The organism is Streptomyces sp. NPDC026246 (assembly GCF_055567995.1).
This window is the reverse complement of the sequence record NZ_JBVHPJ010000003.1, coordinates 246921-268883: the sequence shown is the minus strand read 5'-3', so window position 1 is coordinate 268883 and position 21963 is coordinate 246921. Positions and strand designations below refer to the sequence as shown.

Annotated in this window: 19 protein-coding genes; 5 read left to right on the top strand and 14 right to left on the bottom strand. The window is 71.2% G+C overall.

Annotation, left to right across the window (positions count from 1 at the left end):
• Window positions 1–33: 33 nt before the first annotated feature.
• Window positions 34–1050, top strand: a complete 1017-nt coding sequence (locus ACZ4M5_RS09395) for a sigma-70 family RNA polymerase sigma factor (RefSeq protein WP_467734680.1) — start codon at window positions 34–36, stop codon at window positions 1048–1050.
• Here ACZ4M5_RS09395 and ACZ4M5_RS09390 read toward each other — a convergent pair.
• Window positions 934–1320 carry an STAS domain-containing protein gene (locus tag ACZ4M5_RS09390; protein ID WP_467734678.1) on the bottom strand — a complete coding sequence of 129 codons (387 nt, stop codon included), beginning with the start codon at window positions 1318–1320 and terminating at the stop codon, window positions 934–936. The genes ACZ4M5_RS09395 and ACZ4M5_RS09390 overlap by 117 nt on opposite strands.
• Window positions 1321–1476: 156 nt before the next feature.
• Between ACZ4M5_RS09390 and ACZ4M5_RS09385 the strand changes: the two genes are divergently transcribed.
• Window positions 1477–2397: an AEC family transporter gene (locus tag ACZ4M5_RS09385; RefSeq protein WP_467734676.1), complete on the top strand. Its 921-nt coding sequence runs from the start codon at window positions 1477–1479 to the stop codon at window positions 2395–2397.
• Between the two features lies 1 nt (window position 2398).
• On the opposite strand, the gene ACZ4M5_RS09380 is transcribed toward ACZ4M5_RS09385, so the two are convergent.
• The 13 genes from ACZ4M5_RS09380 to ACZ4M5_RS09320 form a co-directional block, all read right to left on the bottom strand.
• Window positions 2399–2992: a Uma2 family endonuclease gene (locus tag ACZ4M5_RS09380; RefSeq protein WP_467734674.1), complete on the bottom strand. Its 594-nt coding sequence runs from the start codon at window positions 2990–2992 to the stop codon at window positions 2399–2401.
• 97 nt (window positions 2993–3089) lie between these two features.
• Window positions 3090–4367: a thymidine phosphorylase gene (locus ACZ4M5_RS09375; protein ID WP_467735545.1), complete on the bottom strand. Its 1278-nt coding sequence runs from the start codon at window positions 4365–4367 to the stop codon at window positions 3090–3092.
• 91 nt (window positions 4368–4458) lie between these two features.
• Complete coding sequence (locus ACZ4M5_RS09370) at window positions 4459–4863, bottom strand: cytidine deaminase (protein WP_467734672.1); 405 nt, start codon at window positions 4861–4863, stop codon at window positions 4459–4461.
• Complete coding sequence (locus ACZ4M5_RS09365) at window positions 4860–6125, bottom strand: ABC transporter permease (protein ID WP_467734670.1); 1266 nt, start codon at window positions 6123–6125, stop codon at window positions 4860–4862. Before ACZ4M5_RS09365 ends, ACZ4M5_RS09370 begins: the two co-directional genes overlap by 4 nt.
• A complete protein-coding gene (locus tag ACZ4M5_RS09360; RefSeq protein ID WP_467734668.1) occupies window positions 6122–7240 on the bottom strand; it encodes an ABC transporter permease in 1119 nt (372 codons plus the stop codon). Before ACZ4M5_RS09360 ends, ACZ4M5_RS09365 begins: the two co-directional genes overlap by 4 nt.
• On the bottom strand, window positions 7240–8811 hold the full coding sequence (locus ACZ4M5_RS09355; protein ID WP_467734666.1) for an ABC transporter ATP-binding protein: 1572 nt from the start codon (window positions 8809–8811) through the stop codon (window positions 7240–7242). Before ACZ4M5_RS09355 ends, ACZ4M5_RS09360 begins: the two co-directional genes overlap by 1 nt.
• 212 nt (window positions 8812–9023) lie before the next feature.
• Complete coding sequence (locus ACZ4M5_RS09350; protein ID WP_467734664.1) at window positions 9024–10073, bottom strand: BMP family lipoprotein; 1050 nt, start codon at window positions 10071–10073, stop codon at window positions 9024–9026.
• A 297-nt stretch (window positions 10074–10370) separates the two neighbouring features.
• Entirely contained in the window at window positions 10371–11414 is a 1044-nt protein-coding gene (locus tag ACZ4M5_RS09345; RefSeq protein ID WP_467734662.1) for a BMP family lipoprotein, read from the bottom strand.
• 346 nt (window positions 11415–11760) lie between these two features.
• Entirely contained in the window at window positions 11761–12993 is a 1233-nt protein-coding gene (locus ACZ4M5_RS09340) for a M20 family metallopeptidase (RefSeq protein ID WP_467735543.1), read from the bottom strand.
• 283 nt (window positions 12994–13276) lie between these two features.
• Entirely contained in the window at window positions 13277–14419 is a 1143-nt protein-coding gene (locus ACZ4M5_RS09335) for a hypothetical protein (protein ID WP_467734660.1), read from the bottom strand.
• Window positions 14420–14463: 44 nt separating this feature from the next.
• Window positions 14464–15402, bottom strand: coding sequence for an N-acetylneuraminate synthase family protein (locus tag ACZ4M5_RS09330; protein ID WP_467734658.1), 939 nt, complete (start codon window positions 15400–15402; stop codon window positions 14464–14466).
• A gap of 14 nt (window positions 15403–15416) precedes the next feature.
• Complete coding sequence (locus tag ACZ4M5_RS09325; RefSeq protein WP_467734656.1) at window positions 15417–16685, bottom strand: cytidylyltransferase domain-containing protein; 1269 nt, start codon at window positions 16683–16685, stop codon at window positions 15417–15419.
• A gap of 35 nt (window positions 16686–16720) precedes the next feature.
• Window positions 16721–18067 (bottom strand): DUF6716 putative glycosyltransferase, encoded by a 1347-nt coding sequence (locus ACZ4M5_RS09320; RefSeq protein ID WP_467734654.1) that lies wholly within the window; start codon window positions 18065–18067, stop codon window positions 16721–16723.
• A gap of 198 nt (window positions 18068–18265) precedes the next feature.
• Between ACZ4M5_RS09320 and ACZ4M5_RS09315 the strand changes: the two genes are divergently transcribed.
• The 3 genes from ACZ4M5_RS09315 to ACZ4M5_RS09305 all read left to right on the top strand — a co-directional run bounded on the left by ACZ4M5_RS09315 (window position 18266) and on the right by ACZ4M5_RS09305 (window position 21916).
• Window positions 18266–19252 (top strand): glycosyltransferase family 2 protein, encoded by a 987-nt coding sequence (locus ACZ4M5_RS09315; RefSeq protein WP_467734652.1) that lies wholly within the window; start codon window positions 18266–18268, stop codon window positions 19250–19252.
• Window positions 19252–20583 (top strand): alpha-2,8-polysialyltransferase family protein, encoded by a 1332-nt coding sequence (locus ACZ4M5_RS09310; protein WP_467734650.1) that lies wholly within the window; start codon window positions 19252–19254, stop codon window positions 20581–20583. Before ACZ4M5_RS09315 ends, ACZ4M5_RS09310 begins: the two co-directional genes overlap by 1 nt.
• Window positions 20584–20761: 178 nt before the next feature.
• The gene (locus tag ACZ4M5_RS09305; protein WP_467734648.1) at window positions 20762–21916 is read left to right on the top strand and encodes an acyltransferase family protein; all 1155 of its coding nucleotides are present in this window, start codon (window positions 20762–20764) and stop codon (window positions 21914–21916) included.
• The last annotated feature ends 47 nt before the right edge of the window (window positions 21917–21963 follow it).

Sequence of the window (21963 nt, the reverse complement as noted above, 5' to 3'; positions counted from 1 at the left end):
GCGTGAACAGAACGTCCACAGGGGTGGGTGGAGATGGCGAACAGCACGGCGGCACCGACGGACCTGGACACCAGGCTGGAGGCACACCGCACCGAGCTGACGGGTTACTGCTACCGGATGCTCGGCTCCTCCTTCGAGGCCGAGGACGCGGTGCAGGACACGATGGTCCGGGCCTGGCGCAGCTACGACAAGTTCGAGGGCCGCTCCAGTCTGCGTTCCTGGCTCTACCGCATCGCGACGAACGTGTGCCTGGACATGCTGACCGCGGGCAACAAGCGCGCCCGGCCCATGGACCTCACCGAGTCCACCCCGCTCGCCCGGGCGGCCCTCTCGCCCCGCCCGGACAACACCTGGCTGGAGCCCATGCCGGACGGCCGAGTGCTGCCGACCACCGACGACCCGGCGGAGGCGGCCGTGGCCAAGGAGTCCGTGCGGCTCGCGTTCATGGCCGCCCTGCAGCAGCTCCCCGCCAAGCAGCGGGCCGTGCTCATCCTGCGCGAGGTGCTGGCGTGGCGGGCGAGCGAGGTCGCCGAGCTGCTGGACACGTCCGTCGCGTCGGTCAACAGCGCGCTGCAGCGGGCCCGCGCCACCCTCGCCGAGCGCCAGCAACCGGGCGCCGACGCGGCCGTCTCGGACCCGCTGGACGAGGACCAGCAGAAGCTGCTGGACCGCTACATGGCGGCCTTCGAGGGCTACGACATGACGGCGCTGACCGCGCTGCTCCACGAGGACGCCATCATGACGATGCCGCCGTTCGACCTGTGGCTGACCGGCGCCGACGACATCACGGGCTTCATGACCACCCTGGGTGCGCCCTGCGCGGGCTCCCGGCTGGTGCCGGTGCAGGTCAACGGCCTGCCGGGCTTCGCCCAGTACAAGCCGGACCCGGAGAAGGGCGGCTTCACCCCGTGGGCCGTCCAGGTCCTGGAGATCTCAGACGGCCGGATCACCGGATTCCACTGCTTCCTCGACACCCAGCGCTGGTTCCCCCTCTTCGACCTGCCCCTCCACCTCGAAGCGGAGGCCGACCAGGTCGAGCAGGGCGCATAGCGCCGGATCCGGATCGCGCAGCCGTATCCGCCCTCCGGCGCGCCGGGCGGCCAGCTGGAGGCGCGCCAGCAGCTCGACGGCGGCCAGACCCGGCGGTCCGAGGCCGCCGACGTCGCAGACCACGACCCGGGCACCGCCGCCCTCCAGCAGTGCCCGCACGTCGTCGCTCAGCCCCCTCACCTCGTCCCGGTCGACGGGGCCGGGCAGTACGAGCACGGGCGGTGTCATGGCGTCCACGATCGGTAGACCGGGCGGCGGGCCGTAACTCATCGCGGACGCCGGTCCGGCGCATGCCGTGCGGGCCGGGCGGGCGCCGCGAGGATCACATTGACCTGGGCCGTGCCGCCCCCGGAGGGTTGGCTGTATGCCCCAACCATCTCCCCCCGCCGCGCTGCCCGATGCCCGCTTCGCCGGTGAGGGGGGTCCGTGCAGGGGGTGCTGAGCGGGTTCGCGGTCATCGCCGTGGTCATCGGCGTGGGCTATCTGATCGGCCGCCGGGGATATCTGGGCGAGGGCGGCCGCGAGGTCCTCACCAAGCTCGCCTTCCACGTGGCGTCGCCCGCGTTGCTCTTCACGACCCTCGCGCAGGCCGACCTGTCGGTGATCTTCTCCGACCGCCTGCTGGTCACGGCGATGAGCACGGCAGCGGCGGCGGGTGTCTTCGTGGCGGTGGGCGCGGCGCGGGGCTGGGGTGTGGGCCGGACGACGATCGGCGCGCTGTGCTCCAGCTACGTCAACTCCGGGAACCTCGGCATTCCGATCGCCGTGTACGTGCTGGGTGACGCGTCCCTGGTCGCGCCGGTCCTGCTGTTCCAGCTGGTCGGTGTCACCCCTGTCGCCCTCACCGTCCTGGACCTGGCGAGCGGCGGGCGGAAGCGGCCCCTGTGGCAGCGGCTGCTGACGCCGTTGCGCAATCCGATAGCCCTGGGCTCCCTGGCCGGGGTGGCGGTCTCGGCCTCGGACCTCACGGTGCCGGGCCCCCTGCTGGATCCCCTGACCCTGATCGGCAACATGTCGGTCCCGGCGGTCCTGCTGGCCTTCGGCATCTCCCTGCGCGGCAGCACGCTCCCGCTGCGCGGCGCGGAACGGGCCCCGGTGCTCCTCGCCGTGGCGCTGAAGTCCGTGTTCCAGCCCCTCACCGCCTGGGCCCTGGCAGCGGGCGTCTTCGGCCTGCGCGGGGCGCCGCTGCTGGACGTGGTGGTGACGTCGGCCCTGCCCGCGGCCCAGAACCTGTTCACCTACGCGAGCAGCTACCGGGTGGGCGAGGTGCTGGCGAGGGAGGCGATCCTGCTGTCGACGGTGCTGGCGGTGCCGGTCCTGGTGGTGGTGGCGGCCGTGCTGGGGTGACTCAGTTCTCGGAGAACTCGCCGGTGTCGAGGTCGAGGCCGAACGGCTCGGGCAGCGTGATGAGTTCTCCGAACTTGCCCGCATCGAGGACCCGGTAGACCTCCCGTTGCGGTTCGCCGTAGAGCGTGATGGTAGGACCTCCGGGGGCCCAACCGTCGATGAGCAGATACAGCGGGACACCTGCTTGGGCGTAGCCTGCGGCCTTCTCGATCCGGTCGTGCGCCGCGTTCGACTTGGAGGTGATCTCGACGATGAGTTCGGCGGCAGCCGCCGGGATGAAGTTGCCACCCTCGTCACGCAGCACCTGCCTGGGGGCTACCGCAAGATCAGGAATGTAGAGCCCGTCACGGGACGGGACCGCCGTACCCAGGGTCTGGTAGATGCCCCAGTGCTTCGGGATGACCTCGTACAAGGCTCGCTGAACCAGGTCGGCGATGTCGTTGTGGGCGTTGGACGGCCGTGGTGCCACGGTGACGATCCCCTCGATGATCTCCACCTTGCAGCCCTCCGGCGCGTCCGTCTCCTGCCAGATCCGGACGAGGTCGTCCCACTCGTGTCCGTTGGCCGGCGAGTGGTCGACGGTGAGTGCGCTCATGGCGGTTCTCCAATCGGGTGCGTCACCCATGCCAGCATGCCGAACGGGACCGGAGGTGGTCCACCGATCCCGTTCACCCGAAAGGGAAACCGCCTGGTCAGGCGATGCGTTCCAGGACCACCGGGGACGCGGTGAAGTCCGTGCCCGGGGCCGCCACGTCGTAGGAGCCCTCGACCGCCTGGAGGGCGTACTCGAAGCGCTCGGGGGTGTCCGTGTGCAGGGTCAGCAGCGGCTGGCCCTCGGTCACCGTGTCGCCCGGCTTGGCGTGCATCTCGACGCCCGCGCCCGCCTGCACCGGGTCCTCCTTGCGGGCCCGGCCCGCGCCGAGGCGCCAGGCGGCGACGCCGATGTCGTAGGCGTCGAGGCGGGTGAGGACACCCGAGGCCGGGGCCTTGATCACGTGCTGCTCGCGGGCCACCGGCAGCGTCGCGTCCGGGTCGCCGCCCTGGGCCGCGATCATGCGCCGCCAGACGTCCATGGCCGTGCCGTCGGCCAGGGCCTTCGCCGGGTCGGCGTCCTTGATGCCCGCAGCGTCCAGCATTTCGCGGGCGAGGGCGATCGTCAGCTCGACCACGTCCGCCGGGCCGCCGCCCGCCAGGACCTCCACCGACTCGCGGACCTCCAGGGCGTTGCCGGCGGTCAGGCCGAGGGGGGTCGACATGTCGGTGAGGAGCGCGACCGTCCTCACGCCGTGGTCGGTGCCCAGGCCGACCATGGTGGAGGCCAGCTCACGGGCGTCCTCGATGGTCTTCATGAACGCGCCGGTGCCGACCTTCACGTCCAGCACGAGCGAGCCCGTGCCCTCGGCGATCTTCTTGGACATGATCGAGGACGCGATCAGCGGGATCGCCTCGACGGTGCCGGTGACGTCGCGCAGCGCGTAGAGCTTCTTGTCGGCGGGGGCGAGGCCGTCGCCCGCGGCGCAGATGACCGCACCGGTGGTGTCGAGGACGTCCAGCATCTCCTCGTTGGACAGCAGTGCGCGCCAGCCGGGGATCGACTCCAGCTTGTCCAGGGTGCCGCCGGTGTGGCCGAGGCCGCGGCCGGACAGCTGCGGGACGGCCGCGCCGCAGGCCGCGACCAGCGGGGCCAGCGGGAGGGTGATCTTGTCGCCGACACCGCCCGTGGAGTGCTTGTCGGCGGTCGGGCGGGACAGGGACGAGAAGTCCATGCGCTCGCCGGAGGCGATCATCGCGGCCGTCCAGCGGGCGATCTCGCGCCGGTTCATGCCGTTGAGCAGGATCGCCATGGCGAGCGCGGACATCTGCTCGTCGGCGACCTCCCCGCGGGTGTACGCGTCGATGACCCAGTCGATCTGCGCGTCGCTGAGCTCGCCGCGGTCCCGCTTGGTGCGGATGACGGAGATGACGTCCATGGCCATGGCTTGGCTTCCTTCCGAGGGTTGCGGAAACCGCACGGCCCCCCTGAGCCCGTCGCTTGGGCAACTCAGGGGGGCCGGGCGGGCGTTACTTGGCGAGGTGGTCCGGGCCGAAGGCCTGGGGCAGCATGCGGGACAGCGGCAGGATGCCCTCCGGGGTCTCCAGCAGCAGGTCCGGTCCGCCGAACTCGTGGAGCAGCTGGCGGCAGCGTCCGCACGGCACGAGCGTGGCGCCGTCGCGGTCGACGCAGGTGAAGTGCGTCAGCCGACCGCCGCCGGTGTTGTGCAGTTCCGAGACCAGGCCGCACTCGGCGCACAGACCGAGCCCGTACGAGGCGTTCTCGACGTTGCAGCCGGAGATGATCCGCCCGTCGTCGACCAGGGCCGCCACACCGACCGGGTAGCCCGAGTACGGGGCGTACGCCCGGGACATGGCGTCCCGGGCCACCGCGCGCAGCTTCTCCCAGTCGGCGGCGGGGCCGGAGCCGGTCACTTGCCCTGCCCCTTCCGGTACGGCAGTCCGTCCGCCTTGGGCATCCGCAGCCGCTGCGCGGACAGCGCGAGGACGATCAGGGTGATGACGTACGGCGTGGCGGAGACGACCTGGTTGGGGACCTCGTCGGTGGTGGCGTACCAGGCGAAGACCAGGGCGGCGACGACCGCGGTGATCATCGACGGGGCGTACTTCTTGCGGACGACCAGCCAGATGGCGCCGATGATCAGCAGCAGCGCGCCGAGCAGCAGCAGGGCGTGCACGTTGGCGGAGCCGCCGCGCAGGTTGAGGCTGTCGGTGTAGCCGAACAGGCCGGCGCCGAGGGCGAGGCCGCCCGGCATCCAGTTGCCGAAGATCATCGCCGCGAGGCCGATGAAGCCGCGGCCGCTGACCTGGCCCTCCAGGTAGAAGGGGTTGGCGACGATGGACAGGAAGACACCGCCGAGGCCGGCCAGACCGCCGGAGATGACGACGGCGATGTACTTGTACTTGTAGACGTTGACGCCGAGGGACTCGGCGGCCACCGGGTTCTCGCCGCAGGAGCGCAGCCGCAGGCCGAAGGCCGTGCGCCACAGGATCCACCAGGTGCCGGGGATCAGCGCGACGGCGATCAGCGTCAGCCAGGACACGTTGGTGACCAGGCCGCCGAGCAGGCCGGCGATGTCGGAGACGAAGAACCAGCCCTGGTTGTTGAGGTCGCGCAGCGCGTCGGACAGTCCCGGCACCGTGAAGTGGCCGAGGGACTCCACCGCCGGGGACTGCTTGGCCGAGCCGCCCGCGTGGCCCTCGAAGGCGAGGGGCGCGAGGTAGCGGGTGGCGCCGAGGGCGAGGATGTTGATGGCCACACCGGAGACGATGTGGTTGACGTTGAAGGTGACGGTGACGATGGCGTGCAGCAGGCCGCCGATCGCGCCGCCGAGGATGCCGACCAGGACACCGGTCCACGGGCCCCACTGGAAACCGGCCCAGGCGCCGAACCAGGTGCCGAGGATCATCATGCCCTCGAGGCCGATGTTGACCACGCCCGCGCGCTCGGCCCACAGACCGCCGAGTCCGGCGAGGCCGATGGGCACGGCGAGCTGGAGGGCGGTGGACATCTGGCTGACGTTCGTGATGCCGTCGGCGCCGGTGATCAGGCGCACGATCGAGGTGAGCGCCAGTCCGCCGGCGATGATCAGCAGCAGGACGGGCCACGACAGGCGGCGGCCGGTCGGCGCCGCGGGCTGCAGCGTGGGCTGGTTGACGTCGGTCGCGGTTGTCATCGGCCAGCCACCTCCTTCGTGTTCTGGGCGCCGAGGACGTGGCCCGCGGCGAGTTCGGCGCCGACGCGGCGCTGCTGGCGGCGCAGGCCCCATTCGCGGACGGCCTCGTAGGAGACGACGACGGAGAGGACGATCAGGCCCTGCATGATGACCGCGATCTCCTTGTCGTAGCCGTGGAAGTCCAGCTCCGGGGAGGCCTTGTCGAGCCAGGCCCACAGCAGGGCGGCGAAGGCGATGCCGACGGGGCTGTTGCGGCCGAGCAGGGCGATGCCGATGCCGAGGAAGCCGATGCCGGTGGGGAAGTTCAGGCTGTAGGTGTGGGTGTCGCCGAGCAGGATCGGCAGGCCGGCCAGGCCCGCGATGCCGCCGGAGATCAGCATGGCGCTGAGCACCATGCGCCTGGGGTCCACACCGCTGGCCGCGGCGGCGGTCTGCGAGGCGCCGGAGGCGCGCAGGTCGAAGCCGAAGCGGGTGCGGTTGAGGACGACCCAGTAGCCGATGCCGAGCAGCACGGCGAGCAGCACCAGGCCGTAGATCTCGCCGGCGTCGCCCATCGGGATGCCGGGGATCCAGCCGGACTCGTGCATCTCGCCGGTGGTGTTGTTGTTGCCGACCTTGACGCCGAAGACGTCCGGCAGCCACAGGTAGGCGATCACGGAGGTGGCGATCGCGTTGAGCATGATCGTGGCGACGACCTCGCTGACGCCGCGGGTGACCTTGAGGACACCGGCGATACCGGACCAGAAGGCGCCGGTGAGGACGGCCGTCAGGAGCAGCAGCGGGACCTGCAGGGCGGCGGGCAGGTTCATGTGCGCGCCGACGACGGCGGCCATCATGGCGCCGAGCTGGTACTGGCCGTCGACACCGATGTTGAACAGGTTCATCCGGAAGCCGATGGCCACCGCCAGGGCCGCGATGTAGTACAGCGACGCCTGGTTGATGATCAGCACCTGGATGTCCGAGAAGCCGAGCTGCTCGAACATCAACGCGAAGGGCTCGACGGGGTTCTTGCCCGACGCGATCAGCACGATCGCGCTCAGGACGAAGGCCACGGCGAGCGCGATGACCGGCCCGGCCACCGCCAGGAGCACGCGCTCCTTGTCGAACTTCTTCATCAGCGGGCCTCGTCTTCCGGAGACTCGGGGGCGTCTGCCTTCGAGATCTCGGGGGTCTCGTCGTGCTCGAGGTGCCCGGTGGCGGCACCGGTCATGGCCGAGCCGAGCTCCTCGGGGGTGATGGTGGCCGGGTCGGCGTCCGCGACCAGCTTGCCGTTGTAGATCACGCGCAGCGTGTCGGACAGGCCGATCAGCTCGTCGAGGTCGGCGGAGATCAGCAGCACGGCCAGACCCTCGCGGCGGGCCTCGCGGATGTGGTCCCAGATGGCGGCCTGCGCGCCGACGTCCACACCGCGGGTGGGGTGGGCGGCGATGAGGAAGCGCGGCTGGTGGCTCATCTCGCGGCCGACGATCAGCTTCTGCTGGTTGCCGCCGGACAGGGAGGCCGCGGTGACGTCGATGCCGGGGGTGCGGACGTCGTACTCGGTGACGATCCGGCGGGTGTCCTCCTGGGCCGCCTTCGGGTCCAGCCAGACACCCTTGGCGAGGGGCTTCTCGGTCACGTGGCCGAGGATGCGGTTCTCCCAGAGGGGCGCCTCCAGGAGGAGACCGTGGCGGTGGCGGTCCTCGGGGATGTAGCCGATGCCCTGCTCGCGGCGCTTGCGCGTGGGCCAGGCGGTGATCTCCTCGTCGGCGAGCCGGATCGTGCCGCTGTCGGGGGACCGCAGGCCGATGAGCGCGTCGACGAGCTCGGTCTGCCCGTTGCCCTCGACACCGGCGATGCCGAGGATCTCACCCGCGTGGATGGTGAAGCTGATGTCGTCGAGGAGGGCCTTGCCGCCGGGGGCCGCGAGGCGCACCCGGTCGACGGTGATGACCGGGCGGTCGGTGACCGTGGACTCGGCCGTCTCGGGCGTGGGCAGCTCGCTGCCGACCATCATCTCGGCGAGCTGACGGGGCGTCGTCTCGGACGGGACGGCGGTGCCGACGGTGGTGCCGCGGCGGATGACGGTGATCTCGTCCGCGACGGAGAGGACCTCACCGAGCTTGTGCGAGATGAAGATGACCGACAGGCCCTCGGACTTCAGTTCGCGCAGGTTGGCGAAGAGGGCGTCGACCTCCTGCGGGACGAGGACCGCGGTCGGCTCGTCGAGGATGAGCGTGGTCGCACCGCGGTAGAGGACCTTGAGGATCTCCACGCGCTGGCGGGCGGCGACGCCGAGCTCCTCGACCATCAGGTCGGGCTCGACGCCGAGGCCGTAGCGGTCGGAGAGCTCCTTGATCTTGCGGCGGGCCTTGGCGCCGATGCCGTAGAGCTTCTCGCTGCCGAGCGCCACGTTCTCCAGGACCGTGAGGTTGTCGGCGAGCATGAAGTGCTGGTGGACCATGCCGATGCCGCGGGCGATGGCGTCGGCCGGCGACGAGAAGGTGACCTGCTGCCCGTCGACGGCGATGGTGCCCTCGTCCGGCTTCTGCATGCCGTAGAGGATCTTCATCAGCGTCGACTTGCCGGCGCCGTTCTCACCGACGAGGGCGTGCACGGTGCCCTTGCGGACGCTGAGGTGGATGTCGTGGTTGGCCACGACGCCGGGGAAACGCTTGGTGATCCCGGCGAGCTCGACGGCGGTCACCGAATCGTTGACCGCCGCTCCGGCCGGAGGGCTGCTGGACGCGTTGATGGCGCACTCTCCTGGGGACGGGGGCCGTCTACGCGCGTAGCGCCCCTACGGCATACAAAGGGGTCGGCGCCCCGCGGCGACGGGGCACGAGGAGCTGCCTCCCCGTACCCCGTCGAGCGGACGCAACCCCCGCGGGTTACCGCCTGCTTCGAGGCAGTCGCTCGTCAGCTGCTCTTGACCTTGATCTCGCCGCTGATGATCTTCTCCTTGGCCGTCTTGATGGCTTCCTGGAGCTCGGCGTCGTCCGCGAACTTCGGGTTGGAGTTCGACAGGCTCACCTCGCCGGTCTTCAGATCGCCACGAACGATACCGGTCTCGGGCTTGCCGTCCTCGACCGACTTCGCCAGGTTGTACACCGCCTTGGCGACGTCCTTCATCGCCGAGGTCAGGATCGAGTCCTTGTACTTGGCGAGGGCTTCCTGCTGGTACTGGTCGGAGTCCACACCGATGGCCCACACCTTGTTGGCGGCAGCGGCCTCGATGACGCCCTGACCGGACAGGCCGGCGGCCGCGTAGACCACGTCCGCCTTCTTCTCGATCTGGCCCTCGGCGGCGGTCTTGCCCTTGTCGGGGCTGGAGAAGCCGCCCTCCTCCGCCGTCTGGGTGAGGTACTGCGAGAGGACCTTGGCCTTCGGGTTCGTGTCCTTGACGCCCTGCGCGAAGCCCGCCTGGAACTTGTGGATCAGCGGGATGTCCACGCCGCCCACGAAGCCGACCACGTTCGACTTGGTGCTCTTGGCGGCGGCGACGCCGGCCAGGTAGGAGGCCTCCTCCTCGCTGAAGACCAGGTCCGCGACGTTCTTGGCCTCGATGGTGGCGTCGTCGACGATGCCGAAGGTGGTGTCCGGGAACTTCTCGGACGCGCCCTTGATGGCCGCGGCGTACGCGTAGCCCACGCCGATCACCGGGTTGTAGCCCTGCTTGGCCAGGGACGCCAGACGCTGCTCCTTGTCGGCGTCCGTCTCGCCCTCGGTGGGCTCCAGGTCGGCGGTCGTGTAGCCGAACTCCTTCTTCGCCTGCTCCAGGCCCGCGAAGGCGGCGTCGTTGAAGGACTGGTCGCCCTTGCCACCGACGTCGTAGGCGATGGCGAGGCCCTTGTCGCCGCCCTTCGACTCCGAGGACCCGGAGGTCGAGGTGCCGCCGCAGGCGGAGAGCGCGAGGGCCAGGGAGGCGGTCGCTGCGCCTGCGACCGTGATCCGGGAAATCCGGCGCATGTGTGGGTGCTCCTGTCGTACAACCGAGGTCGCACAGCGCCGGGACGGTTCAGCTTCAGCGCTGGCTTCGCCGCAGATTAACGCGCGTAGACCTGCCTGAAAACCCCTTCTGTCCACCTTGTTATGCGCCCGTGCCCAAGCCATCACCGGCCCTTGGCCGGGCCGTTGCCGACCGCAAACGGGGGGTGGCGCTGGGTGATCCGGCGGCCGGATGCCGGGGCTGGTGGCCCCCGGCGCACGCGAAGCGGGCGGGCACCGTGGGTGCCCGCCCGCTCCACTGCTTCTTCTACGGCGTCGTCACTCGGTGTTGACCTTGATGGAGCCGTCGTCGATGCCTTCCTTGGCCTTGGCCACGGCGTCCTTCAGGCCCGGGACCTTCGCGTACTCCGGGTTGGACTCCGACAGGCCCACGCCGTTGACCTTCAGGTCGAAGGTCTGGGTGCCGGTCAGCGGCTTGCCGTCCTTGACCGACTTGGACAGCGTGTAGACCGCGCCGCCGACATCCTTGAGCGCGGAGGTGAGGATGGAGTTCTTGTACGGCGCGAGAGCGGCCTGCTTGTACTGGTCGGAGTCGACGCCGATCGCCCAGACCTTCGCCTTGGCGGCGGCCTCGATCACGCCCTGGCCGGACAGGCCGGCCGCGGCGTACAGCACGTCGGCCTTCTTCTCGATCTGACCCTCGGCGGCGGCCTTGCCCTTGTCGGGGCTGGAGAAGCCGCCCTCCTCCGCCGTCTGCGTCAGGTACTGCGACAGGACCTTCACCTTGGGGTTGGTGTCCTGCACGCCCTGCTTGTAGCCGGCCTCGAACTTGTGGATCAGCGGGACGTCGACGCCGCCGATGAAGCCGACCACGTCGGACTTCGTCGCCTTGGCGGCCGCGACACCGGCGAGGTAGGAGGCCTGCTCCTCGGCGAAGACCAGGGAGGCGACGTTCTTGCCCTCGACGACCGAGTCCACGATGCCGAAGGTGGTCTTCGGGTACTTGGCGGCCACCGCCTTCATCGCCGGGCCGTAGGCGAAGCCCACGCCGATGACCGGGTTGTAACCCTGCTTGGCCAGCGACGACAGACGCTGCTCCTTGTCGGCGTCCGTCTCGCCCTCGGTGGGCTCGATGTCGGCCGTCTTGTAGCCGAACTCGTCCTTGGCCTTCGTCAGGCCGGCGTAGGCGGCGTCGTTGAAGGACTGGTCGCCCTTGCCACCGACGTCGTAGGCGATGGCGACGCCCTTGTCGTTGCTGCCGCTGTCGCCGCTGTCGCTGCTGGTGCCGCCACACGCCGTGGCAACGAGCCCGAGCGACGCGACCCCCACCGCGACGCGGGCCATCCTGGAAATCCGACGCATCTGAAGTTCCCCATTCTCCAAAGCCCCGCGATGGGTGCTCGGTTCGGCGCACATTAACGCGCGTAGACACTCCTGGGAACGGTTCGCCGCGGGGCCGTTATCCATTCGTGCCGATGGCCGGTTACGCCCTTGTGAACCACGGGTTCGAACAGGGTCGAAAGGTGTACTCGGGCACACGGCGCATGCCTGCTCGTCACGGGCACCAGGCTGCCCCCGGGTTGCGTGGGACGCAACCGGGGGCTGTGCCGGGGGTGACGGTCCGCTGGTCGTCTGCCTTGTGCGGCGCCGTCGTGGCTGGTCGCGCCGTTCCCTGCGCCCCCAAGGGGCGTACCGACAAGGGTGGGTGTCAGCGCAGGCCGTCGACCAGGGCCGCGGCCGTGAAGAGTTCCACTCCCACCGTGATGGCCGACTCGTCGACGTCGAAGTCGCCCTGGTGCAGGTCGCGGATCTGGCGTTCGCCGGGGGTGCGGACGCCCAGGCGGGCCATCGCGCCGGGGACGTGCTCCAGGTACCAGGAGAAGTCCTCGCCGCCGAGGCTCTGCTCGGTGCCCTCCACGGACTCGACGCCGCGCCGGGCGATCATGGCCTCGCGCAGCAGCTCGGTCACGCCCGGCTCGTTCACCACCGGCGGGACGCCGCGCACGTAGTTGATCTCCGACTTGGCGCGGTGCAGGTTGGCGATCTCGTCGATGGCGCCCACCACCACGTCGGGGGCCAGCCGCCACGCCTCGAGGTCGAGGCACCGGACGGTGCCGGAGAGTTCGGCGTGCTGCGGGATGACGTTCGGGGCGTGGCCCGACTCGATGCGGCCCCAGGTGATGGCGAGTCCGCTCCGGGTGTCGAACCGCCGTCCGACCAGGGCGGGCACGTCGGTGACCACGCGGGCCGCCGCCGTGACCAGGTCGGTCGTCAGGTGCGGACGGGCGGTGTGGCCGCCCGGGCCGTCCAGGCCGATCTCCAGCCGGTCGCAGGCGGAGGTGATGGGACCCTCGCGCAGCCCGATCCTGCCCGCGTCCACGCGGGGGTCGCAGTGGACGGCGATGATCGCGCCGACCCCTTCCAGCGCACCGCACTTGATGGCGTCGGCGGCGCCGCCGGGCAGCACCTCCTCGGCCGGCTGGAAGATCAGCCGGACGGGGCGCGGCAGCTGACCGCGCCGGTGCAGGTCGGCGAGGACCAGGCCGGCGCCGAGGACGACGGTGGTGTGCACGTCGTGGCCGCAGGCGTGGGCGCGGTCGGGCACGGTGGAGCGGTACGGGCAGTCCGCCTTCATGTCCGGGATGGGCAGGCCGTCGATGTCGGCACGCAGGGCGAGCATGCTGGGCCCGCCCTCCCACTGGTCGCCCTCCAGGCCGATGTCACAGACCAGTCCCGTCCCCACGGGGAGGACGCGTGGCGTGAGGCCGGCCCGCTCCAGCCGCTCCTTGATCGCGGCGGTGGTGCGGAACTCCTGGTTGCCCAGCTCCGGGTGCATGTGCAGGTCGCGCCGGAACGCGATGAGCTCGGCGCGCAGAGCGTCGGGCAACGCGCCGGGGAGCTCGGCTCCCCCAGGAAGATCGACCTCGGACTCCAGTGACATCAATTGCTTCACCCTTTGAAGGGTAGGGCGCCAGGGCGGTCGGCTGACCCTCGATCACAAAAACTTCAACCCGTTAGGGGAGGAAAATTTGACCGCCGGACGCATAGGTATCAACTGAGATGGGTAACCTGCCTGCCTTTTGGGCCCCGCGGGTGCACACCATCCCACGGAGTGTGACATCCCGCACTCGTGCATCACTCCGGTATCCCTCCATCCTCTTCCACGTCTACCACGCCCCGCGCGCCGAACACCGTCGGGTTCACCGACCGGACGGTGTCCTGGATCACGGTGCCGCCAGCCCGACCGGGCCCTGCCTCGCGGTGACGGTTCCGGCGCTGCCCCCGGTTTCGGCCGGGCCGGGGCGGTTCCGGCCCGCCGGAGGGAGGCGGTGGGCGTCGCGGGCCGAGTCGGTGACCCCGGAGAGGAAGCCCTGGGCCCGGGGGGAGGCCGTGTCGGTGAGCCAGGCCGGGTCGATGTCGCAGACCGCGACGCGCACGCCCGTACCGGTCAGGGCGAGCGGCAGGGTGTGCACGACCGTGGAGGGGAAGCTGACGACGGTGCGGCCGATGGGGCCGCGCCGGGCGATGAGTTCGAGCGGGAGTTCCGGGCGGACGATCTCCAGGCCCGTCTCGACGGCGAGGCGGTGCAGCTTCTCGGTGCTTTCGCGGCGGTGGGCGAAGTAGCGCGTGGCGCCGTGGGCGGCGGCCAGGGCGCGGACGGCCTCCAGGTAGCGGCCGTCGTCGACCACGCCCGTCTCCACCAGGGACGTGCCCACCATGTCGGCGCCCTTGGTGATGCGGGGCGGGCCGAAGCGGGCGCGGGTCCAGGCGAAGGTGTGGGCGCTGACGGTCACGCCCGCGGGGGCCTCGGATATCGGCATGGAGGAGAAGATCTCCACCCGGCGCCCGCCGCCCGGGGTCAGACGGCGCCGGGCCGAGGACGAGACCGGGGCGAAGAGCACGTCGCGGGGGCCGGGGCGGCCTCCCTTGCGGTGCCAGCGCACCAGGCGTTCGCCCCGGGCCAGCTGGCCGACGAACTCCATCGTGGCCGTGCCGTCGTCGACGACGACCAGGTCGCGGGCGCGGGCGATCGTCAGCAGCAGCTGGACGTAGCGGGAGAAGGGGTCCCCCAGCACGATCCGGCGGGCCCTGCGCAGCAGGCCGGCCAGGCCGCCGATGGTCTGGAAGGGCGCCAGCGGGCCGCCGCGCGCCTCCTCCCAGCGGATCTCGTGCCCCTCGTCGCGGGCCAGGTCGGACATCCGCCGCAGCTGGCCGCGCGTCATCGGGTCGACGGGTGACAGCACCACGAGGGTGAGCCCCACGCCGGGCGCGTGCGCGTGCGCCCACTCCAGCACGTTCAGCAGCTGTACCGGACTCTCGACGAAGGCGAGGGTGTGGGGGCCGGCGTTCCCGGCGCGGGGGCTCATCGACGTACGACCGTCCCGTCGTAAGGGGGTGATGGGGTGGGTGCTCAGACGCCGACCGGCTCGCCCGCCGCCGTGGCGATCTCCGCCTCGGCGACCACACCGGCGACACGGCGCAGCTTCTTCATCGGGGCCAGCTCGGAGTCGTAGACCTTCTTCACGCCGTCGCCGAGGGAGGCCTCGATGGTGCGGATGTCGCGGACCAGGCGGGTCAGGCCCTGCGGCTCGACGGAGGCGGCCTGGTCCGAGCCCCACATGGCGCGGTCGAGGGTGATGTGGCGCTCGACGAAGGTGGCGCCCAGGGCGACCGCGGCGAGGGTGGTCTGCAGGCCGGTCTCGTGGCCGGAGTAGCCGATCGGGACGTTCGGGTACTCCTGCTGGAGGGTGTTGATCACGCGCAGGTTGAGCTCCTCGGCCTTGGCCGGGTAGGTCGACGTGGCGTGGCACATCAGGATGTTGTCGGAGCCGAGGACCTCGACGGCGTGGCGGATCTGCTTCGGGGTCGACATGCCGGTGGACAGGATCACCGCGCGGCCGGTGGCGCGCAGGGCGCGCAGCAGCTCGTCGTCGGTGAGGGAGGCGGAGGCGACCTTGTGGGCGGGGACGTCGAACTTCTCCAGGAAGGCGACGGCCTCGGTGTCCCACGGGGAGGCGAACCAGTCGATGTTCTTCGACGTGCAGTAGTCGTCGATGGCGCGGTACTCGTCCTCGCCGAACTCCACGCGGTGGCGGTAGTCGATGTAGGTCATCCGGCCCCAGGGCGTGTCCCGCTCGATGTCCCACTGGTCGCGCGGGGTGCAGATCTCGGGGGTGCGCTTCTGGAACTTGACGGCGTCGCAGCCGGCCTCGGCGGCGGCGTCGATGAGCTTGAAGGCGTTCTCCAGCTCGCCGTTGTGGTTGATGCCGATCTCACCGCAGACGTAGACCGGACGGCCCGGGCCGACCTCGCGCGAACCGAACTGGCGGATACGGGAGTTGGTGCTCATGGCAGCAGATGTCCTTACTTGGTGAGGGAATCGAGAGAGGGGCCGAGGATCCAGCTGGCGATCTCTCGGATCGCGCCGTCGCCACCGGGGACGGTGGTGACCGCGCGTGCGGCGCCGCGCACGACGTCGTGGGCGCTCGCGACCGCCACGGGCCAGCCCACGAGGGCGAAGCACGGGAGGTCATTGACGTCGTTGCCGACGTAGAGCACGCGCTCCGGCGCGATGCCCTGCTCCTCGCACCACTGCTTCAGCGCGAGGTCCTTGCGGTCGATGCCGTGCAGCACCGGGAGCTTGAGCTTCCGGGCCCGGGCGGCGACCACCGGGTTCTGTTCCGTGGACAGGATCAGCATCTTCAGGCCGCTCCTGCGGAGGGCCGCGATGCCGAGTCCGTCCCCGCGGTGCACGGAGACGAACTCCCGTCCGTCGGAGTCGATCAGCACCCGGTCGTCGGTCTGGGTGCCGTCGAAGTCGAGGACGACCGCGTCGATGTCGTCGGCGGTCGGGAGGGCGCCGGGCCGGTCCGCGTCGAACAGCGGCGCGAGGGCCCGGGCGCGGGCCAGGTCGTGCGGGTCGTCGATCTCCAGCACGCGGGCGGGGTCGGTGCGGACCAGCTCGGTGCGGCCGAAGAAGCGGTGGCCGTGCTCGCGGAACCCGGCGGCGTCCATGGCGTAGGCGGCGCCGGTCTCCAGGAGGTCCTGCGGGCGGTCCTGGCGGCGGGGCCGGAAGGACTTGTCGTGGTTGACGCCGTAACCGCCGCCCACGGCCGCGTCGTTCTCCGCGACGGAGCCGGCCGCGAGTTCGTCGTCGGCGTCCCGCCAGACGAACCCGTGGAAGGGCGCGACGGTGACGGCGGTGTCGGCGCCGTTGGCGGCGACTGCCCCGGCGACCCCGTCGATGTCCTCGCGGACCAGGAACGGGCTGGTGCACTGCACGAGCAGGACCACGTCCACCGGGGCGCCGTGCAGGGCCTCGTGGGCGTCCATGGCGTGCAGGACGGCGGCCTCGGAGGTGGCGGTGTCCCCGGCGATGGCGGCGGGGCGCAGCACGACCTCGGCGCCCGCCTCGCGGGCGGCGGCGGCGATGGCCTGGTCGTCGGTGGAGACCACGACGTCCGTCACGAGCCGCGCGGAGCGGCACTCGCGCACCGCCCGGGCCACCAGCGGGACGCCACCGACCGGGAGGAGGTTCTTCGCGGGCACGCCCTTGGAACCGCCGCGCGCGGGGATCACCGCGAGCACCCGGCGTACTGCCGGGGCGGCCGGGCCCGCTTCCGAGTGGGACATGGGTTCAGCTCCTTGACGTGGGATGGGGCGGCGGCTCACAGCTCGCCCATCCGCCGGATGACGGGCGCCACGCGCTGCACGCCGTGCCGGTAGGCGCCGCGGGCAGCGCGGCGCACGATCTGCCGGACCGGTCCGGGCTCCCGGTCGGCGGCGGGCGCTCCGGGCAGGGGCGCGCCGTCGGGTCCGAGGTGGTGGCGGGCGAGGACGCCGGGCAGGTAGCCGGGCGCGGTGACGGGGGTGTAGTACGGCGCCAGCGGGGGCAGTCCGCCGGGCCGGCCGAGCAGCTCGGCGATGCGCTCCCGTGCGGTGTCGAAGGCGCTGCCGTAGGAGCCGTCGGCGCCCACGCCCTGGCGGGCCACCCACTCCTCGTCGGGGACGGGCCGGTGCCCGGCGTCGAGCTGGTCCCAGGAGGCGAGGCAGCCGGAGCCGACGAAGTGGTGGTTGCCGAGCGACTCGCGCACGCCGAGGTCGGTGAGGACGACGGTCGGGATCCGGCGGTGCAGCGACTCCAGGGCGGCCGTGGAACTGACCGTCACCAGCAGGTCGGTGCGGTCCAGGACCTCGCCCATGTTGCCGTACACCAGACGGAAGTTGTCCGGTGCGTCGAGCCGCTGCGCCAGCTTCTGGTACGGCAGTTCCTCGATGTGGGTGGTGTGTTCGCCCGGCTTGGAGCGCAGCTTCAGCAGGACCTCGCGCTCGGGGTGCCGGCGGGCGTGCCGCACCAGCCGGTCCAGCAGGTACGTACGGTCCCGGCGGCTGCCGGGCACCGAGGGCTGGGCGGCGAAGACGACCCGGTAGGGGTCGTGCTCCCCGGCGTAGGGCGCGCCGCCCAGGAAGGGCAGGGCGACCTCGGTCACCGACGAGGCGTCGGCGCCCACTCCCGCGTAGACGGCGCGGAAACGGTCCGCGTCCTGGCGGGAGTTGGCGAGGACCAGGTCGGCTCCGTGCCGCAGCAGCAGGCCGTCGGCGAGCTTCTCGTAGACGACGCCCACGTAACCCGTGACGACGACGGGGCGCGAGGTCCGCCCCGACCAGGCGTGCCGGAGGCCGTGGAGCACCGCCTGCACACCGCCGCCGACGAGTGCGAGGACCAGGACGTCGTAGGTCTCCTCGCCCATGACGCGCAGGAACTCGGCGGCGGTGACCTCCCGCAGCGAGTCGGCGCTCACGCCCACCTCCCGCAGCTGGCGCGGGGTGGGTGTGGCCCGGCCGCGCAGCAGGAACCCGTCGAGGACGGGTCCGGGTTGCGCGGCCCGGTCCTCTGCGGTTTCCATGGACGGTCCGGGGACGATGCGGTGCGCGGTGAGGGCACCCCATTTCCATCGGGTGTCGGAGTCCGCGAGAACCGCGATACGCGGGCGCTTCGGTGTACTTGCTGGCACGTCGACGACGCTAGGAAGCGAATCCGAGGTACGGCGGAACCGGGACTCAACGAAAAGTTAACAACACCCCACCGCGAGCCGAACTGGCCCGCCGGAAAGCGGGAAGTACACGGGGTGCACCGTTCTGACACATGGAGTTCACTCCGTGTACGCGCATCGGAAAGTTGCCCTGCCGGGCGGCCTCCTAACGTTTTGCGGGTGCCTAAGCTTTCCGTGATCGTGCCGTTCTACAACGTGCAGCAATATGCCCCGGACACCCTCAGAAGCCTTCGGCTGAACGCCGATCGGGATTTCGAGTTCGTCCTCGTCGACGACCATTCCAGGGACGAAACCCCGGCCATTCTCGAACGGGCCGCCGAGGAGCTCTCGGATGTCGCGCAGGTGCGTTACATCCGACACGAGCGCAACGGGGGTCTGGCCACCGCCCGCAACACCGGACTGGACGCGGCTCAGGGCGAGTACCTGACGTTCCTGGACGGCGACGACTGGCTTGCCCCGGGTTACCTCACCGAACTGGTGTCCGCCATGGACCGGTTGGGCTGCGACTTCGTGCGCACCGACCACGTCCAGGCCACCGCGCGCGCCCGGTCCGTGCACCGGGTGCCGGTCGGGCGCCGCTGGGAGGCGTTCGACCCGCGCGAGGCGATCCTGCCCGCGCACCGCTCCACCTCCGTGGACTACGCGTACGCGTGGGCCGGCGCCTACCACCGGCGCCTGGTGGACCGGGGCCTGCTCCACTTCACCGACGGGCTGCGCACGGCCGAGGATCGGCCGTGGATCTGGAAACTGCACCGGGAGGCGGAGTCGTTCGCCGTGGTGAGTCTGCTGGGCGTGTTCTACCGGCGCGGGGTCGCCTCGTCGCTCACCCAGATCGGCGACGTCCGCCAGCTCGACTTCATCCGCGCCTTCGACCAGGTGGTCGAGGAGACGGCCCGGGACCGCGAGGCGGACCGGCTGCTGCCCAAGGCGGTGCGGACCTACTGCGCGATCATCGCCCACCACCTGTCCCAGGAGGACCGGTTCGAGCCGTCCGTGGCCCGGCAGTTGCGCTCGATGAGCGCGGCGGCCGTCAAGCGGTTGCCGCAGGACGCGCTCGCCGACGCACTGGAGGCCATGGACATGGACCGCTCTGCCCGACTGCGGCGGCTGCGCCGCCGGGTCACCACGACGGGAGCGGCCGCCTGATGCCCGGGACCACCCAGATCTTCTGCGCCTCGACGCTGTACGGCGTCGCCACCCTGGCCGCCGCGATCGACTCCGACCTCTTCGAGGAGCCGGACCGCCGGGTGCTGCTGGTGTTCAACAACTCCGCGACGCCGGAGGTCACTCCGGCCCTCGACGAGATGCCGGGCTTCGAGCCGCTGCGCTCGCACTTCGACGAGGTGCTGTCGTGGAACGAGGCGATCCGCCCCTTCCACCCCGGGGCGTGGACGCCGCGCGCCGACGACGTCCCCCTGTTCGAGCGCCATCTGCGGTTGCTGTGGGGTCTCGGCGACGACCGGATCAGCCTGGTCCTGGAGTCCCTCCAGGTCGCACCGGCGCTGACGGTGGCCCAGCTGTTCACCGACGCCCCCGTCGACGTCTACGCCGACGGCCTGATGAGCTACGGCCCCACACGCAACAAGCTCGACCCGCTCGTCGGCACCCGGGTGCGGCGGCTGCTGCACCTGGACCTGGTGCCGGGCCTGACGCCGATGCTGCTCACCGAGTTCGGCGTGCCGGCCCGCCTGGTGCCGACGCCCGCCTTCCTCAAGGTGCTCGGCGAGGTCGGAGCGGCCGTCCCCGGACTGCCGGATCTGCCCGGCGACGCGGCGCTGCTGCTGGGCCAGTACCTGTCGGCGCTGGACATCCTCTCCCCCGAGGAGGAGGAGGACCTGCACGTGCGGATGCTGCGGGGCGCCGTCGCCCGCGGCCACCGCACGGTCGTCTTCAAGCCCCACCCGACCGCCCCGGCCCGCTACAGCCGCGCCCTGGAGACCGAGGCCGGCGAGCTCGGTGTGGACCTCACGGTGCTGGACACACCCGTCCTCGCCGAGGTCCTCTTCGACCGCGCCCGCCCGGCCCTGGTCGTCGGCTGCTTCTCGACGGCGCTGTTCACCGCCTCCGCCTTCTACGACCTGCCGGTCGCCCGCGTCGGCACCGAGCTGCTGCTGGAGCGGCTGACGCCCTACCAGAACAGCAACCGCGTCCCCACCACGCTGGCGGACGCGGCCCTGCCGGACCTGGACGACGCCCGAGGCGGTGACCTGCTGCCGGCCGAGCGGCTGCCCGGACTCCTCACGGCCGTCGGTTTCACCATGCAGCCGCAGATCTATCCGGAACTGCGTCCGAAGGCGGAGCAGTTCCTGGCCCGTCATCTCGGGCCGCGCACCCGGCGCTATTTCAAGAAGCGCCGGCTCACCGCGCTGGGTCTGCCCGGCGGAATTCCGCAGCGGCTGGCTTTCCTGCCGCGCAATTCCACGGCCCGCCGCGTCGTGCGGCGGGCACGGGCCCTGCGCAAGGCGGTCCGCGGCTGAATGCCGCGGGCCCCGGCGGCCCGTCCGGGCGACATCCAAGTGAACCCGTGGAAACGGACAGGAGAAGCCTGTCATCTTCGAACGTGATTGCGCCCCTTCACGCCCTAGGGTGACAGGCGCCCTGCCCGCCTCCAGGCGGCTCAGGTAGAGACGGACGAGCCACACAGAGGTTTCCAGCGTGACCGAGACGGTCGTCAGCACCCACCGGCCCCGGCCCACCGCCGCAGCACCGGCCGAACCACCGGGCGTCACGCTCGTCCCGCGCCGCCGCGAGCGGCCCGGGAGCCGGCTGCGCGCCCTGGACGGACTGCGGCTGCTGGCCGCCCTGATGGTGGCGGCGTACCACTACGGCGGGCGCGACGGCGAGATCGCGCAGGCCTGGGGCACCTCGCCGAAGGAGCAGTTCCCCACCCTGCACGAGTACTTCGCCTACGGCTGCCTCGGTGTGCAGGTGTTCTTCGTGATCAGCGGGTTCGTGATCTGCATGAGCGGCTGGGGCCGGCCGCTGAAGTCGTTCTTCGCCTCCCGGGCCTCCCGGCTGCTGCCCGCCTACTGGGTGGCGGTGCTGATCGTGACGGCGGTGTTCGCCCTGCCGGTGGTCGCCTACCGGGCGGTGTCGCCGAGCGACGCGCTGGTGAACCTGACGATGCTGCAGATGCCGCTGGGCGTGGACCGGGTGCTCGGGGTGTGCTGGACGCTGTGGGCGGAGGTCCGCTTCTACGCCCTGTTCGCCCTGTGCGTCGTGCTGCCCGGGGCCACCCGCCGCCGGGTGATCATGTTCTGCGCCGGCTGGACGCTGGCGGCGGTGATCGCCGACAACGCGCACCTGCCGCTGCTCGACATCGTCGCGATGCCGGAGTACGCCCCGTTCTTCATCGGCGGTGTCGGCCTCTACCTGGTCCACCTCGACCGGCGGGACGTGTACGGCTGGGGCATCGTCGCCGTCAGCTGGGCGATCGGGCAGCACTACGCGGTGCAGGGGCTGTGGCACGCGCCGGACGCGGGCGGCTTCTCGCAGCGCTCCTCGCTCGGGATCGTCCTCGTCGTCACCTTCGGCTTCCTCGCGGTCGCGGCGATCGCGCTGGGCCTGCTGAACCGGGTGGACTGGCGCTGGCTGACGGTGGCGGGTGCGCTGACGTACCCGTTCTACCTGGTGCACGAGCACCTCGGATGGGTGGTCGTACAGGCGCTCCACCAAGGGCTGCGTCTGCCATCAGGGGTGACCTTCGGGCTGACGGTGCTCTCAATGCTGATGCTGGCGTGGCTGCTGAACAAATATGTGGAGGAACCGCTGACACCACGGCTGCGGGCCGCTCTGGCCAGGGGCCGCTGAGCTGTCCACGGGACGTTCACCCATCCGCCGGTTCGGGCACCGCCCGG